This is a genomic window from Pseudoalteromonas sp. APC 3250, from assembly GCF_030407915.1.
GTDB classification, from domain to species: Bacteria; Pseudomonadota; Gammaproteobacteria; order Enterobacterales; family Alteromonadaceae; genus Pseudoalteromonas; species Pseudoalteromonas tetraodonis.
In genome coordinates this window covers 16,439-32,607 of the sequence record NZ_JASDCM010000020.1, presented here as the reverse complement: position 1 = coordinate 32,607, position 16,169 = coordinate 16,439, and the positions used below count along the sequence as shown (strand labels likewise).

General features: G+C 40.4%; 12 protein-coding genes. 5 read left to right on the top strand and 7 right to left on the bottom strand.

The window, feature by feature from the left end; genetic code table 11:
* Nucleotides 1-52 precede the first annotated feature (52 nt).
* Nucleotides 53-1,456 carry a putative basic amino acid antiporter YfcC gene (yfcC, locus tag QL986_RS16425; protein WP_033102655.1) on the top strand — a complete coding sequence of 468 codons (1,404 nt, stop codon included), beginning with the start codon at nt 53-55 and terminating at the stop codon, nt 1,454-1,456.
* A 12-nt stretch (nt 1,457-1,468) separates the two neighbouring features.
* On the top strand, nt 1,469-2,635 hold the full coding sequence (iadA, locus tag QL986_RS16420) for a beta-aspartyl-peptidase (RefSeq protein ID WP_024601167.1): 1,167 nt from the start codon (nt 1,469-1,471) through the stop codon (nt 2,633-2,635).
* A gap of 117 nt (nt 2,636-2,752) precedes the next feature.
* On the opposite strand, the gene QL986_RS16415 is transcribed toward iadA, so the two are convergent.
* From QL986_RS16415 to QL986_RS16400, 4 genes are all read right to left on the bottom strand, one after another.
* Nucleotides 2,753-5,026: an EAL domain-containing protein gene (locus QL986_RS16415; protein WP_290191719.1), complete on the bottom strand. Its 2,274-nt coding sequence runs from the start codon at nt 5,024-5,026 to the stop codon at nt 2,753-2,755.
* Between the two features lie 120 nt (nt 5,027-5,146).
* Complete coding sequence (locus QL986_RS16410; RefSeq protein ID WP_013464618.1) at nt 5,147-5,452, bottom strand: DUF3240 family protein; 306 nt, start codon at nt 5,450-5,452, stop codon at nt 5,147-5,149.
* Nucleotides 5,445-8,519, bottom strand: a complete 3,075-nt coding sequence (locus tag QL986_RS16405) for a CusA/CzcA family heavy metal efflux RND transporter (protein WP_036956145.1) — start codon at nt 8,517-8,519, stop codon at nt 5,445-5,447. Before QL986_RS16405 ends, QL986_RS16410 begins: the two co-directional genes overlap by 8 nt.
* Complete coding sequence (locus tag QL986_RS16400) at nt 8,520-9,572, bottom strand: hypothetical protein (RefSeq protein WP_290191718.1); 1,053 nt, start codon at nt 9,570-9,572, stop codon at nt 8,520-8,522.
* A 183-nt stretch (nt 9,573-9,755) separates the two neighbouring features.
* Between QL986_RS16400 and QL986_RS16395 the strand changes: the two genes are divergently transcribed.
* From QL986_RS16395 to QL986_RS16385, 3 genes are all read left to right on the top strand, one after another.
* Nucleotides 9,756-10,283 (top strand): helix-turn-helix transcriptional regulator, encoded by a 528-nt coding sequence (locus tag QL986_RS16395; protein WP_024601172.1) that lies wholly within the window; start codon nt 9,756-9,758, stop codon nt 10,281-10,283.
* A 122-nt stretch (nt 10,284-10,405) separates the two neighbouring features.
* On the top strand, nt 10,406-11,320 hold the full coding sequence (locus QL986_RS16390) for a M14 family metallocarboxypeptidase (protein ID WP_024601173.1): 915 nt from the start codon (nt 10,406-10,408) through the stop codon (nt 11,318-11,320).
* Between the two features lie 51 nt (nt 11,321-11,371).
* On the top strand, nt 11,372-11,779 hold the full coding sequence (locus QL986_RS16385) for a hypothetical protein (RefSeq protein WP_024601174.1): 408 nt from the start codon (nt 11,372-11,374) through the stop codon (nt 11,777-11,779).
* Nucleotides 11,780-11,823: 44 nt separating this feature from the next.
* On the opposite strand, the gene ccoG is transcribed toward QL986_RS16385, so the two are convergent.
* The 3 genes from ccoG to QL986_RS16370 form a co-directional block, all read right to left on the bottom strand.
* Complete coding sequence (gene ccoG / locus QL986_RS16380; protein ID WP_024601175.1) at nt 11,824-13,206, bottom strand: cytochrome c oxidase accessory protein CcoG; 1,383 nt, start codon at nt 13,204-13,206, stop codon at nt 11,824-11,826.
* Nucleotides 13,207-13,359: 153 nt separating this feature from the next.
* Nucleotides 13,360-14,778: a sigma 54-interacting transcriptional regulator gene (locus QL986_RS16375; protein ID WP_138764986.1), complete on the bottom strand. Its 1,419-nt coding sequence runs from the start codon at nt 14,776-14,778 to the stop codon at nt 13,360-13,362.
* Nucleotides 14,779-14,833: 55 nt separating this feature from the next.
* The gene (locus QL986_RS16370; protein WP_024601177.1) at nt 14,834-16,135 is read right to left on the bottom strand and encodes an AarF/ABC1/UbiB kinase family protein; all 1,302 of its coding nucleotides are present in this window, start codon (nt 16,133-16,135) and stop codon (nt 14,834-14,836) included.
* Nucleotides 16,136-16,169 lie beyond the last annotated feature (34 nt).

Genomic DNA, 16,169 nt, shown 5'->3' with positions numbered 1-16,169 from the left:
TTTAAGCGTTTATTTACGCATCAACACAATGACCTTTTATTAAAGTGAAATTATGAAACAAAAACAATTTTCTATGCCCGATGCAAGCATCATTTTGCTTTGCGTGGCAGTGATTGCCTATATGGCCACGGTATTTATTACCCCTGGGGTATTTAATGCAGAGCCTGACAGCCATACTGTGCAGCTTTCACAATATCAAGCCGTTAACGACCAACAATCACCACCTGTTTTTGCACAAGGTGGCGAGATTGGTTTAGCTAATGTATTGTTTGAAGGCCTCGTGTCGGGTGATAAATATGGTGCAGCGATTGGCGTAATGGCGTTTATTTTGATCACTGGCGGTGCCTTTGGCATTATTATGAAAACCGGTGCGATTAATAACGGTATTATGGCACTTATTAATAAGACCCAGCGGGTTGAATGGCTGTTTATTCCCTTACTGTTTTTACTATTTTCGTTAGGCGGCGCGGTATTTGGTATGGGCGAAGAGGCTATTGCTTTTTGTATTGTGCTGCTCCCTATTATGCAACAACTTGGCTACGACGCTAAAGTCACTGTGCTCACAACTTATGTGGCCACGCAAATAGGCTTTGCCACCTCATGGATGAACCCTTTTAGCATTGCTATAGCGCAATCGATAGCTGAAATCCCAGTGTTTTCTGGTGCGGGCTTTCGTATGTTAGCATGGGCTTGTTTTACCCTTGTAGGCCTTGTGTTTACTATGCGCTATGCAAAACGGATAAAAACGCAACCCCAAAAAACGGGTGATCAGCCTACAATTAAACTTAGCCTAGCCGATGCACTCACATTATTAGTGTTTGTATTGGGCATAGCTTGGGTTGTATGGGGGGTGATGGCGCGCCAATATTATATTCCTGAGCTTGCTGCACAGTTTTTTTGTATAGGCCTTATCAGTGCAATAATTGCCATCGTGTTTAAAAAGCTAACCGCGAATGAGTGCGCGGATGCGTTTAAACACGGTGCACAAGAATTATTGCCAGCGGCGTTATTGGTCGCATTGGCTAAAGGCATTGTATTACTATTAGGGGGTAGTGATTTAACCACTCCCTCAACCCTTAACACCCTGCTTTATTACTGTGCAAGCAGCATAGCCAGTGTGCCAGATTACATTGCAGCTTGGGGAATGCTGGTGTTTCAAAGTGTATTTAACTTTTTTGTTTCATCGGGTTCAGGGCAAGCTGCCATCACTATGCCACTGATGTCTCCACTTGGCGATTTGCTCAATGTATCAAGGCAAATTGTGGTATTGGCCTTTCAATTAGGCGATGGATTAACCAACATTTTAATTCCCACCTCAGCTAGTTTAATTGGTTGTTTAGGGGTAGTGAAATTAGATTGGGGAGAATGGGCTGCGTTTATTTGGCGCTTTGCCCTAGCACTTTTTGTATTAGCAAGCGGCTTTATATTTCTTGCTTACTTTATTAATTATCAATAAAAAGAATTTGTTATGTTAACTTTAATTCAAGGTGCAACCGTTTATGCACCTACCTTCCTAGGCACACAAGATGTTTTAATTGGCGGTGGTAAAATCATTGCTATTGACGAAAATATAACCCTCGACAGCAGTGTACTCGTCAAACGGATTGCCGGTAAAAATAAGCTGGTTGCGCCGGGGTTTGTTGATTCTTTAGTGCATATTACCGGTGGCGGTGGCGAGGCTGGATTTGCCAGCCGCACCCCTGAAATGAACCTAACCGATGCAACCTTATCGGGCACCACCACGGTGGTGGCCGCACTGGGTACCGATTCAAGCTCACGTACACTGACCAACTTGGTTGCCAAAGCAAAAGGCCTAAAAGAGCAAGGGCTGAATGTATTTTGCCATACCGGTTCGTATCATTTACCCGCGAAAACACTCACCCACTCAATTACTGACGACATCATGTATATAGAGGAGTTTATAGGTGTTGGCGAAGTGGCGATTTCTGATCATCGCAGTAGCCAACCCACGGTACAGCAATTAGCAGAATTGGCAGCTGAGGCTAAAGTAGCCGGTATGCTCAGTGGTAAAAAAGGCATCGTGAGTATTCATGTCGGTCCTGTTGATAGCCATTTAACTATTTTACATCAGGTGGCTGAGCAAAGTGATATTAAGCTTAAACAGTTTTACCCTACGCATATGAACCGCAATAAAGCACTTCTTGATGCCGGTATTCACTTTTGTGATCAGGGCGGTACTATCGACTTTACCACCAGCACAACCGACTATGATTTAGCCCATGGTGAATATGCAGCAGCCCATGCCCTTGCCTACTGCTTAGAACAAGGCGTAGCACCAAATCAACTCACTATGAGCTCAGATGGCCATGCCAGTTTACCTATTTTTGATAAAGACTTTAATTTATTAGGGCTTGAGGTGGGCAAAGAGGCATCTTTATTAACCTCGTTTCAGCAAGCAGTCAAAGAATATAACGTCCCTATTGAGCACGCTTTAATGAGCATAACCAGTAATCCTGCCGATATTTTAGGAGTTGATAAAGGCCGTCTTAAAGCAGCGAGCGACGCGGATGTTGTCCTTCTCGATAAAGAGACCCTAACCCCTGAGTATGTATGGGCTAACGGCACATTAATGGTGCAAAACACCCATGCAGTTATAAAAGGAGTGTTTGAATAAGCTAGTACAGCTAAAATGCTGCTGAGATATTTCAGCAGCATTTAACACCAAAGAGTTTATTACCCTAGTTTAAACAAATATCAATCCAACAAGGTCACTAGAACCTAGTTGTTAAATTCAGCTACTTTTCGCCGTAGCTAAGTTTTTTGTCGTAAAAAGCAGACCATTTTGATTTATATATTCAGCATAAACCTGAGCACTCATAGGTTTAGAAAAGTAATAGCCTTGAAACTCTTTACATCCCATTTCGGACATTATTAGGACCTGTTCTTCGGTTTCTACTCCCTCGGCTACACACTTAATATTAAGTTCATCACACATCACATGCACGGCTTTAACTAAGCTTTTTTGGCGTGTAGAGCTTGTAACCTTACTTATTAAAGAGCGATCCAATTTAAGTTTATCAATGGGATAATCAGCAAGTCGTGCAATATTCGAGTATCCAACACCAAAATCATCCACTGTAATAGTGAACCCCCAATCTTGCAGAGTTTGCATAAGTTTTAGAGAGTGAACTTGGTTAGCCTCAAGTGACGTTTCAGTAAGCTCTAATTCTATTTGATTCGGTTTTACATTAAAATCCGCCAAATATTTTACCAACTTTGACATAAAATCAGCTTGGCTAAAATCGAGTAAAGATATGTTTATTGCTACGGGTAAAAGTGGCAAACCAACTTTACTCCATTGGGCAATTTGAGCGCAGACTTTTTGAATAATTAAGTCCGTTAATCGGCTAATCATTCTATACTCTTCTGCAATAGGAATAAATACAGCGGGCGATACACTGCCAAGTACAGAGCTATGCCAACGAGCTAATGCTTCAAGCCCTATACATTCACCTTTTGCATTCACTTTAGGTTGATAATGTACTGACAGATCATTTTGTTGCAAAGCTTCATCAAGTAACATGGAAATTTCATACTTTTCCATAAAGGCCTGTGATTGTTTTTGATTGTAACCATTAAATGGCGAGTTATAGTCTGCGAGTTTAAGCGCCTCACACGCATTACTAAGAACAATCGCACTATTTTCACCATGCTCAGGACACTTAGCAAAACCAAATAAAAATGATTGTTGGTAATTAGTACCAAACACATCATAAGCTTGATCTAAGGTGCTTTTAATTTGTATTAATAACTTGTTTTGCTGTTCACTTGAGCTTGAACCAATAATAAAGCCAAGTTTGCCACCTTCTATATACGCACAAAGCAAAGGCCCCTCTGACATTGCTTTTAAGCGCTTATAAGCAGTAATTAGCAATGATTGCGAGTCAGCTTTGTTAAGTTTTAAATTTAAATATTCACTATTTGCGCTTTGTGTAACGACAATATAAAACCCTTTTTGGTATTTAGACGTTAACCTATCGCATTGCATTTCAAACCACTCTCGATTAGGCAATTTTGTCTGCGAGTCTCTAAACCTTAGACGTTTGTTCTCTTGCTCCATCATAGACAAGTTTTGTTTAATTAACTGCTCTTGCGTGCAATCATAAAAGTCATACACTCGATAATTTGTACTCATTACTATTTGCTGATAATTACTCTTATAGTAGCGACTCTTATATTCTATGATTTGATTTTTTATATTTAACTCTTTGCTATTAAGTGCAGGGAATAACCCATCAATTCTTACAGCCTTTTCTTTCAAGCTGTTTTTTAATCCAAACATTTCAATAGCATGTTGATTTAAATCTGTAATTACTAAATTTTCGTCGACAATAATTTTAGCTTTATTAGATTCAGTAAATAAGGTGCGATAAAGCTCGTTTTTATCTTTAAGGAAGCTATTAGCATTTAACATGGTTTTGTTTAAACGTTTGGCAGCAACAATTGTTCGCGCAGTGGCAAGTGGGATACAAATATTAAAAAATAAAAATATCAGGCCTGTAATATATAAGTCAGCTTCTGGTAATTGGCTTGCTATTCCTGAATAGCCGGATAAATCAACATTATTAATAATCATGTAAAAAGGTATGATGTTTAAAATACCGTAGGCCAAAGCCGTTCTGTAACCGAGTAGCATAAGAGCAATGATGGGACATGAATACATAAACATAGAACCCACCTTGGCAAGCTCTAAGTCAGTTAAAAATAAATTCATTGATAAACTACCGGCAACGATAGTTAATAGAAGTGCATTTGCACTAAATGTGTAAAATCGCTTACTTGCTAATAAAAGACTAAAAGCAATAGTGAAAAAACTAATAGTAATAACTGCAATATAAATTAGGTTAAATTCAATTGCGCGGGTGTATGTATAACAAACGACCAAAAAACAGAGCAAAGTAACGAGAGTTAAAATTATCCGTAGTGCACTCACCCGCCAGTGTGCGACTTCATCATGGGCAGTTTGATGATCGTTAAGTAAGAAGTACTTATTGAGAAAGTGCATAATAAAAATCAGTTAAGACATATCGCCTCATTAAACATTGATAAGTTGTTAAGATCAATTAAATAAGCTCAAATATCAATCCAATTGAAGTAGCTTATAAAATAAACCTAATACAAAAAGCTAAACAATATGCCCGCTTTCAACTATAGGCGTAACCCAATATTTTAACGGCGTGTACTTACAAACAGGGCTTAACGCCGTTTTTACTATGGCAAGTTCAGGTAATAATATATGCACCTCAAACTGATAAAAGCTGCGATGCCCTTCTACTTGCTCGGCAATGTCAAATTCACTGTGCTCTTTACTGTAGCCTTCAATGTTTTTTAAGTTAAAGCCGGTAATGCAGTCTATGCCAATTAATATATCAACCACGTCATCTTTTATGTTTGTGGGTACATTTAGGGTAAAAAGTAACTGTTCAGCCATGTTTTTTCTCCAACCAACCATAAAAGATAGGTAATAAATAAAGTGTTGTAATTGTTGAGGTAATTAACCCGCCAATAACCACAATCGCCAATGGCTTTTGAATCTCAGCGCCGGGGCCGGTGGCAAATACCAGTGGCAGTAAACCAAACATGGCGGTTGTGGCTGTCATTAACACTGGGCGAAGGCGTCTGCTTGCGCCATCTAAAATGCGCTGCGTTACATTGGCAGAAAACATTTTTATTTGCTCAAAGTAGCTGATCATCACAATACCATTGAGTACCGCTACGCCAAGTAAAGCAACAAAACCAACCGATGCAGGCACCGAGAGGTATTCATTACTAATAAATAGGGCAATCACTCCCCCCATTAATGCAAACGGAATATTAGCAATTATCAGCGTTGATTTAGATAAGGATTTAAACGTGGTAAATAAAATAATGAAAATCAGTATTAATGCCACAGGAATAAGCACCAGCAAGTTTTGTGTTGCACGTTGCTGGCTTTCAAATTCGCCACCAAACGACAAGGTAAAACCACTGGGTAACTTTATGCTGCTATTAATTTTAGCTTCCAGTTCATTTACATAACTAACCACATCGCGGTTATCCACATTAACGCTTACAGAAGCAAAGCGCTTTGCTTTTTCTCGCTCTATTAACAATGGCCCCGTTTTAAAGCTAATATTAGCCACCTCTTCAAGTGGTAGTAGGCTGTTGTCGGGCATTAAAATTAACTTTTGTTTTAATGCGCTCATTGACGATAACTCAAAGTGTGCTGCGCTTTCGCCTTTTTGTGCATTAAACACAATAGGGATCACGCGGTTTCCTTCTTGCAGTGCCGATACCTGTAGGCCTTCTAATTGCGACTTTAAATAATCGCTTAATCCTTCGGTGGTTAAACCAAACTGACTGGCAATCTCAGGAATAAGTTTAATATTTACGTATTTACCCCCTTCGATAAGCGCCATTTGCACATCACTTGCACCGTCAATATTAGTGGCAAGTGCCGTGATTTTTTCAGCTAATGAGGCAAGTGTCGCAATGTTATTACCGAATACTTTAATCGAAATATCACCGGTGCCACCGGTGAGCATTTCTGATACCCGCATTTGTATTGGCTGAGTAAAGCCAATATTTACCCCTGGAAATTGCGTAAGTGTTTGTCGAATATCCTCGATTAGCAGCGCTTTGGAGTCAAAACGCCACGTATCTTTTGGCGCTAATTCCATAAACACATCGGTTTCGTTTAAACCCATAGGATCAAGCCCGAGTTCATCGGATCCGGTACGGGCAACAATTTGTACGATTTCTGGGGTGTTTTTTAACAGTGTGGCTTCAATTTGTTTATCGATATCCAACGAGGCTTGCAAGGAAATACTCGGCGATTTTTCCAGTTGCACAATAATGTCGCCTTCATCTAAAACGGGCATAAAGCTTTTACCAAGCCCCTGAAATAACACCCCACTGAGCACTAAAACAGCGACCGATATAACACTAATAGCCACCGGCTTTTTAATTGCTTGGGCAAGTGTTTTAGTATAAAAACCTTGTAATAATGTGACCATTTTAGGCTGGGTTACGGGTTCATTTTTTAATAACAATGAGGCTAAAATTGGAATAACCGTTAACGACAACAACAGCGCACTTAGCATGGCAAACACGATAGTGAGCGCCACTGGGGTAAATAACTTGCCTTCTAACCCTGTTAACATTAATAGCGGTGAAAACACGATAATTATAATAATTGTGCCTGAGAACACTGGCGCCGCGACCTCTTTACAGGCGCGATAAATAACATGCAGCCGAGGGAGGTGCTGATTGTTAGCCAACCGATTCACTATGTTTTCAACAATAACTACCGATGAGTCCACCAGCATACCAATGGCAATCACTAAGCCGCCTAAACTCATTAAATTAGCCGATAAATCAAACTGCTTCATCATTATAAACGTCAGCAATGCCGACATAGGTAAAGACAAAGACACCACCAATGAAGAGCGAATATCACCTAAAAACAAGGCAAGTAGCACTATCACTAAAATAATCGCTTGGCCTAATGCGCTGGTAATGGTGCTAATTGCGGTATTTATTAAGTTAGAGCGGTCGTAAAACACATTAATTTTTGTGCCTTGCGGTAATGACGCTTCAATGGTGCGAAGTTTATCTTTTACATCTGCAACAACTTGCGCTGTATTACTATTTTTAAGCGCAATTATAAGCCCTTGTACCGCCTCTTCACTGTTTTTAGTGACTGCGCCATAACGGGTTAAACTGCCAACGTGTACTGTGGCAATATCACTTAACCGAATAACCTTATTTTGAGTGGACTTAATCACGGTATTTTCAATGGCGGTTATATCGGTGTATTTGCCCTCAGTGCGCAGAATTAAGGTGTCGTTGCCTTTTTCTAAGCGCCCTATGCCACCGTTTTGATTCGTTTGCGTGATTGCCAACTTCATTTCATCAAAGCTGACTTGATGCTGTTGCATCAATAAAGTATTGGGAAGTATTTCATAGGTTTTTGAAAAGCCGCCAAGGCTATTTACATCTGCAACGCCGGTTACAGTGCGCAGTAATGGACGAATTTGCCAATCTAAAAGCTCTCTTTTTTCAATCAACGATAAGTGAGTACTTTCTATAGTAAACATGAACACCTCGCTCAAAGGCGTGCTCATTGGCGCCATGCCGCCACTAATATTACTGGGCAAGGTGGGCAAAATATTTAATAAACGCTCATTAACTTGCTGACGGGCCCAATAAATGTCGGTGCCCTCTTCAAAGTCAATGGTAATATCGGTAATAGAATACTTAGTGGTAGAGCGCAGCATTTGCTGTGACGGAATACCCAGTAATTCGGTTTCAATCACCCGTGTTACTTGCGATTCTATTTCAAGGGCGTTCATGCCGGGTAATTTGTAAACTATTTTAACTTGGGTGGGTGATATTTCTGGAAAAGCATCCACCGGAATACTTAACCAAGATTTAGCACCAATGGCCATAGCAACAATAACAAAAATACTAACAAACAAACGCTGAGTAAGTGAAAACTTAATAAGCTGGTTTAACATTTACTCTCTCCCTAAGTGAAGCAACATACCCTGTAGCGCACTTACCGAGCTTATTAGTACCTGCTGATCATCTAGGTTTTTGTTAGCAGTAAATACATAGTCTTTGCCTTGTGTACCCTTGAGCTCAATCGGCAGTAACTCAAGGTTATCGCCAGACTTTAAAGCAATGTAATTAACATCTTCAAATTCAAACACCGCTGACTTTGCTATTTTAAAGCCCGTTAATTTATTTACCGGTGTGACTTTGATAGTTTGCCCCAGTGTCAGCTGGCACTCATTTGAGCTTGGCGACGCCCACACTATTTGATGGTATTTATCTGCAATACTGTCATAGCTCTCAATATTTAAGCTGCAACTTTGTGACAGCTTGAAATGCGCTAACGTGTTGGTAAAACTAAGAGGAACTTTAATCTTAACGCGAATACTACTTGCATCGATAATATCAAACGCGGTGTCACCCATCACACGGTTTCCCGACTCATTAGTGAGTTTTAAAATGCCCGTTTTTGGACTCACTAAGGTCACGTTTTCATTATCATCAATGTTTAAAAATGCCATTTGATGTTGCATATGTTCAAAATTTAGCTTGGCTTCAAAATAGCTTTTTGTGATTTCAACCCATTCAGAACTTCTTATTATTTTGTTTTTTAAGTGTTGTTGGTTTATGTCGTAATGGCTTTTAGCAATAGCGAGCATGTCTTTTGCTGATTGATAGGCATCTAAAAAATGGTGTACATCACTGCCCTCAACGCTTGCAATAGTGGCGCCCTTTTCAACCATGCTGCCGTTAGGGTATAAGTAACGAACCTGCTGTACATCAAACGCAAACAGCACCGTATAATTGACCCCAGGTTTGAAATTAACTTCACCAATTAAACTTTGCCCGTTAATAAACTCTGTTTTTTGAATCGGCGCAAATTCAACATCAAAACCACTGAGTGAAGAAAGCCCTACAGGTGCTAAATTTTGCGAAGCAAACACAGGATTAAATGTTAATAAAGTCACCGTAAAGAAGAAAAATAACGTATATTGAATACGCAAAAAATGACGCATTTTTTTTGTAAAATTTAACAGCATTTCGTTTGTTCACATTTGATTAATTTTATAGAATCAACCATGACTTTTTTAGACGGTTAAATCATCAGGCAAACGCCTTAACGTACCCAAAAATAGCGAAAATTACGCTATGGTACATTTGTCCATTGTATTTATAAAGCATTGATAATAGAGGTTTTAATGAGAGACAAGTTAATAGCAGCCACCTTGTTAATAATAATGGTGCTAAACTTTTTTGATGTACTAACGGATATACATTTAGGCGTGCCGCAGTGGCATATTTTTTCTGAGGGCTTAATCGTTGTCATTTCTGCAGCCTGTGCTATTTACTTAATTAGCGATATTCGTGCGCGTACTGCCAATATTAATGCGCTGAAACAAGAATTAGTGCATTCAAAAAAAGAACTTAAAAACATATCACAGGCAATGATGGATGCGCGTCATGAATACAGTGGTGTTATTCAAACCCAATTTTCACAGTGGACATTGACCCGCAGTGAGCAAGAAGTCGCGATGTTGTTACTTAAAGGCTTAAGCTTTAAAGAAATAAGCGCACTAAGAAACACAAAAGAAAAAACCGTTCGTCAACAAGCGTCCGATATTTACAGTAAAGCCGATGTAGAAGGCCGACATGAATTTGCTGCATGGTTTTTAGAAGACTTTATGCAACAAAGGCACTATCCGCATTCAAGCTCAGCCATTAACTAATGCAGTGACTATCGCATATACTTGCGCGCTATTTTAGTCAGCGTTAAGCTAACGCTTTATTTTCGTCATTATGGTCTATGTGCTCTATAGCCCGCAGAGATAATTCAACGTAAAGGTTTAATATGAATAACAGTACCTACCCTATTGGCAACCCTGGTGAAAAGTGGAATAACAATCATAAACTCCAATGGCTTGAAGCCCAGAAAATTAAACGTAGCTATAACGATGAAGTATTAACGCTGATTAATGAGCTAAAAGATACGCTTATTGTAGAGCAATATGGTGAACTTAATTATGCTCAAAACAGTTACCCTTTGTTTGCATTAAAAACCCAACACTTTGATAAAAATAAACACACAGTGCTAATCACTGGCGGCGTACACGGCTACGAAACCAGCGGAGTACATGGTGCATTAAGGTTTGCAAAAACATTGGCAACTCAATACGCAGAGAAATTTAATCTGGTGATTACTCCCTGCATTAGCCCATGGGGTTATGAAACAATAAACCGCTGGAACCCAGAGGCAATTGATCCAAACCGTTCTTTTTATGAAGGCAGCCCTGCGCAAGAATCTGCATTGGTAATGAATTATGTGCAATCTTTAAATACTGATTTAATCGCGCATATCGATTTACATGAAACCACTGATTCAGATAACAGTGAATTTCGCCCTGCACTTGCAGCGCGCGAAGGTAAAGTAAATACTAATTGGAATATTCCAGACGGTTTTTATTTAGTCGCTGACAGCAACAAACCAGAGCCTGCTTTTCAAAAAGCTATTATTGAATGTGTTGAAAAGGTCACACACATCGCTCCAAGCGATGAAAATAAACAATTAATTGGTGTACCTCAAGAACAATTTGGGGTAATAAACTATGCAGCAAAAGAGTTAGGTTTATGCATGGGGTTATCTGATGCGACCTACGTTACAACCACGGAAGTTTACCCAGATAGTGCAACGGCCAACCCTGAAGAGTGCATATTAGCGCAAGTTGCGGCAATTTCGGGTGCGTTGGACTACATTATTAATAAGTAATAGTTATGGTATCCATCAGCACATAGTAAGGTGCAGACAAAGGAGCGGTTATTGGAATTTAAAAATAATTACGGCAGTTACAGTTTTTATGTTGAGGGTAATATTGTTATTGCGCAATTTAAAGGCAACTTAAACCCTGAGTTATTAAATCACTTTAAAGCCGCTCTGTTAGACACCATAGCAACGTTTAAACATCAACCTTGGGGCTATATTAGCCACTCGCCCGACGTTGTGGCCGCCACCCCTGACGCTGAAAAAAATATGATCGATGTTAGCCAAACAATGGGGATAAATAATTGCATAATGAGTGCCTTTATACTCACCTCTCCCATAGCCATAAGGCAACTACAACGTATTATGCACAGCTCAGGACGTGACGCTCATTTACAAGATTGCTTATTTGATGACTTGCCAAGCGCTAAGGCATTTATAAAAAGTCAGCTTACCTCAGCCGAGTAAATTAATTACACGACCGAGGTATAGTCAACGAAAAACCGAATGGGCTAGTTTTTATAAAACTGACTCTCTTTAGTAATTGAAATGCTATTGTCCTCTTGTGCGGTAATTTTAAACTGCAGCTTACTCACCTTCGTGGGTATATCATATCCATCGGCAGTAACCGTTACAGGAACACTTTTCATCAACCCTGGCTCTACCAACACAGCGTTAGGACTTTGCAAGCTCGCACCTTCTAACCCACTAATTGAAATAGAATAATGCAGAGGTTGCTGCGTTTTGTTAATGATGGTGAGTGTATAAGGGTTTTCGACTAACCCTTCATAATTTACCCGATACAGTGCATTTCTGTCTCTAAGGACAGAGGCTTCGATAGGCGTACGTTGTAGCATCCAAGCAAACATAGAAATAATTAACAGCGCAGTTAAAGCGCCATAGCCCACTAACTTGAGCCTAAATGGATTAGTTTTTTGCCCCGCCATTTGCTTTTCACTGGCGTATTTAATTAAGCCTTTTCCGTAGCCAAACTTATCCATGGTATCGTCACAGGCATCAATACATAAGCCACAGTTAATACATTCATATTGCAGTCCATTGCGAATATCAATCCCAGCAGGACATACTTCAACACATAAGTTACAGTCTACACAGTCACCTAAATTAAGCGCTTTAGGATCGGCTTTGCGTTTACGTGGGCCGCGGTTTTCACCTCGTTCGCTATCGTAGGTTACCACCAGCGTGTCTTTATCAAACATTACCGATTGAAAGCGCGAATACGGACACGCCACTGTGCACATTTTTTCTCGTAAGAAACCTGCGTTGCCATAGGTACAAAACGCAAATAAAAACACCCAAAAACTGGTAATTCCAGACCATTCAAAATTAACCATTTCTAAGTATAAGGTTTTAGCTGGAATAAAATACGCTAAAAAAGAAGTGGCAGTTAAGAGTGAAATAACCAGCCATGCACTGTGCTTAGTGATTTTTTTACGCCACTTGGTAATATCCCATGGGCTTTTATCAAGCTTAATACGCTGGTTACGCGTTCCCTCAATACGTTGTTCCACCCAAGAGAACATCAACATCCAAATTGTTTGCGGGCAAGTATAGCCGCACCACACACGGCCAAGCCAATTGGTCACAAAAAATAAGGCAAACGCCCCCACCATAAATAGCATGGCGAGAATCATAAAGTCTTGAGGTAATAAGGTTAGGCCAAAAATAGTAAACTTTTGGGTGGCCACATCCAATAAAACCGCTTGCTGACCGTTATATTGAATCCAAGGAATGGCGATAAAGCTGAGCATTAGCAGCCAACCTAAATTACGGCGTATACGCTGAAAAAACCCTTTTTGCTCGCGTATATAAATCGGCCCTTCTTCTTTGTAGGGCTTAATGATCATGTCTTCTTCTTTAATATCAAACTTCATGTTACTTACTTAATAGTGACGGGTATTAAGTACGATTTTGCAACTTTCAGACCACAGTGAAAGTTAATTTAACTTATTGATATTAATTGATTTTACATATACTACCCAAGCGAAAATTCGCGACATTTAACGACATGCACGATATATCGCGAGTTAACGAGTACGATGCACTGCTAATTTTCGCATTTTTGAGCGAAGCGTACTCTCAGGTAAGCCCAACTTATTTGCCGCGCCTTGTTCGCCTGCAATTTTCCAGTTACATAACATCAGTACGGAGATAATATGCTGCCTTTGCGCCTCATCCAGTGTAAGCGTTGGGTTAACAGCATTCGCATCACCGGCTTTTAGCGGCTGACTTAACTGCAGTGTGGGCTGTGTAGATAAAATAGCTTCTCTCTCTAACACGTTTTGCAGCTCTCTGATATTGCCTGGCCAGTCATAGGCCTGTAGTTGCCTGATAGCTTTGTTACTTAACCCCTGTAATTGCTTACCTAGCCGCTTGTTTATTTGAACAATTAAGTTTTGACATAAAAAAGGTATATCTTCTTTTCGCTCTTTTAGTGCTGGCACTTTGATAGGAAACACGTTCAAACGGTAATATAAGTCCATTCTAAACAGCCCTGCTTGTACCATTTCCCACAAGTTACGATTGGTTGCAGCAATGATACGAATATCGACTTTTAGGGTTTGGCTGCCCCCTACTCGCTCAAATTCGCGCTCTTGTAATACTCGTAATAATTTACTTTGTGACTCTAACGGCAGCTCTGCCACTTCATCTAAAAATAGAGTGCCCTTATCAGCAAGTTCAAAACGCCCTTTACGTCGCTCATTTGCGCCGGTAAACGAGCCTCGTTCGTGTCCAAACAACTCTGATTCTAATAAGCTAGGGGTAAACGCCGCACAATTAACTTTTATAAACGCCTGCTCATTGCGCTTGCTTAATCTATGTAAGTTACGCGCCACCAGCTCTTTGCCAGTACCGTTTTCGCCAAGTATCAACACCGTACTGTCGGTTTCGCTCACTAACTGTATTTGCTGCAACATACGTTGAAATACATCACTTCGCCCTACAAGCCCTGAGTCTTGCCAATCCTGATTTAGCTCGGCAGTAAGGTAGTCGTTTTCATCTTTGAGCTGCTCGCTTAAATGCTTTACTTGCGCTAAAGCATCTTGGAGCGCGGTTTGGGTTCGCTGCTGCGCTGATATATCGCGAAAAACAGCCACGGCACCAATAAGCTGGCTATTTTTATAAACAGGCGTGGAGGTATATTCAACAGCAAAGGCGCTGCCATCTTTACGCCAAAATACTTCGTTTTTAACCTCGCGGCGTTTGCCATCAAACATGGTGCAGTAAATTTGGCATTCATCGGCAGGATAAGGCGTGCCATCGGCATGACTGTGATGATGATATTGATGTATTTTTTTTCCTAATAATTCATCGGCCGTCCAACCCGTCATTCGCTCTGCGGCTGGATTTACAAACACCGCATTACCAGATAAATCAAATCCATATATGCCCTCACCTACCGCATTAAGTAATAAAGTAGGATCGTTTAAAAAGTTTTTTATCATTGCAGACCTCGCGAAATATCGCGAGTATTATGCCAATTCTCTCTTGCTTTAGCACCTAGTAATGGCTAAATAATGCCTTAATATCTATTTTTGCTTCTAACCGTGCTGCGATTAAATACAAGCCCGCTAGCTTACGGTGAATAAACAACGCATCAACAGGAGGCGTATGCCATTGCTGCGACTGTGCGCTTAACTGCAAGCCTGCATCTTTAATATTGCTAGCAAGCGCGCTATTTTTAAAATCAAACTCGCCGTTATAGCGCAGTGGCTCGCAGGCCATTAAAAATAAATCAATCACTTTTTCTTTGTAATTGTCTTTGAGGGAATCTTTAAAATAGCCAATATCGGTGGCGGCATTGAGCACCCCTTCACGATCGTTATTACTACCAGCTTTAAATAAAGCTAGATAGGCATTACTTAGTGCTGGGGTAATTTCTCGTGTGGCACCAAAGTCAAATAATACTATTTTTTGTGATTCAGGTTGGTAATGAAAATTTGCAAAGTTAGGGTCGGTTTGGATTAAATTAAAGACAAACATTTCTTTAAAAAATAAATCAATCAGTTGTTCAGCAACTCGGCTTCGCTCTGATTGTGGTAAATATGTAATGCCCTCTATAGGCTTGGCATCTACATACTCCATGGTTAGCACTTGCGCAGTACTGTGCTGAGGATACACGCTAGGGACTTTGAAATGCGCGTTATCTGCTAACAGGTTTTTGTAACGTGCTAAATACTCAGCTTCTCGAGTGTAGTCGGCCTCTGCTAATAGCTGTGCCTTGGCTTCTGCCACTAAGGGTTTAATATCCAGCTCTTTAGGTAATAACCGCGATAAGGTAAGTAAAGTGATCACGTTATCTACGTCACTCACTACACTTTTTGCGATTCCAGGGTATTGAATTTTAACTGCCAGTTGCGCGCCATTTTCTTTATAAGCTAAATGAACCTGGCCAATGGACGCCGCCGCAAACGGCCTGAGCTCAATATGAGAAAAACGCGATAACCAATCCTCTCCCCACTGCTCTTTTAAAACACTAACCAGTTGTTTGTGTGGCATCGGGTTGGCATCTGAGCGCAATAAAGACAGCAATTGAGCAAGTTCGGGGGTTAGTAAGTCGCCAGCATCCATTGAAAGCAGCTGCCCAAGCTTCATTGCCGCACCGCGCAGGTGTGAGAGTTGAGTGGCTAGGTTTTCAATATTTTTAGGCTGAAGCAATAAGCTTTTATTATCCCAGCCTTTACCAGAAAGCGCACTTTTAGCCCCGCCCACTAACATATTCGTGGCGACGCCAGTGGCTAATGAGCCTAACTTTGCAAAACGTGAAAGTCGAGATGTGGGAACGGATCGCTCATTAGCCATAATTAACCTAATCTATTAATAATAAGGTCAACTA

What these genes read in the sequence shown, in the direction of transcription:
- ccoG (WP_024601175.1), bottom strand. Translation starts at nt 13,206, where the DNA reads ATGAAGTTTGATATTAAAGAAGAAGACATGATCATTAAGCCCTACAAA.
- yfcC (WP_033102655.1), top strand. Translation starts at nt 53, where the DNA reads ATGAAACAAAAACAATTTTCTATGCCCGATGCAAGCATCATTTTGCTT.
- QL986_RS16390 (WP_024601173.1), top strand. Translation starts at nt 10,406, where the DNA reads ATGAATAACAGTACCTACCCTATTGGCAACCCTGGTGAAAAGTGGAAT.
- QL986_RS16370 (WP_024601177.1), bottom strand. Translation starts at nt 16,135, where the DNA reads ATGGCTAATGAGCGATCCGTTCCCACATCTCGACTTTCACGTTTTGCA.
- QL986_RS16410 (WP_013464618.1), bottom strand. Translation starts at nt 5,452, where the DNA reads ATGGCTGAACAGTTACTTTTTACCCTAAATGTACCCACAAACATAAAA.
- QL986_RS16415 (WP_290191719.1), bottom strand. Translation starts at nt 5,026, where the DNA reads ATGCACTTTCTCAATAAGTACTTCTTACTTAACGATCATCAAACTGCC.
- iadA (WP_024601167.1), top strand. Translation starts at nt 1,469, where the DNA reads ATGTTAACTTTAATTCAAGGTGCAACCGTTTATGCACCTACCTTCCTA.
- QL986_RS16375 (WP_138764986.1), bottom strand. Translation starts at nt 14,778, where the DNA reads ATGATAAAAAACTTTTTAAACGATCCTACTTTATTACTTAATGCGGTA.
- QL986_RS16400 (WP_290191718.1), bottom strand. Translation starts at nt 9,572, where the DNA reads ATGCGTCATTTTTTGCGTATTCAATATACGTTATTTTTCTTCTTTACG.
- QL986_RS16405 (WP_036956145.1), bottom strand. Translation starts at nt 8,519, where the DNA reads ATGTTAAACCAGCTTATTAAGTTTTCACTTACTCAGCGTTTGTTTGTT.
- QL986_RS16395 (WP_024601172.1), top strand. Translation starts at nt 9,756, where the DNA reads ATGAGAGACAAGTTAATAGCAGCCACCTTGTTAATAATAATGGTGCTA.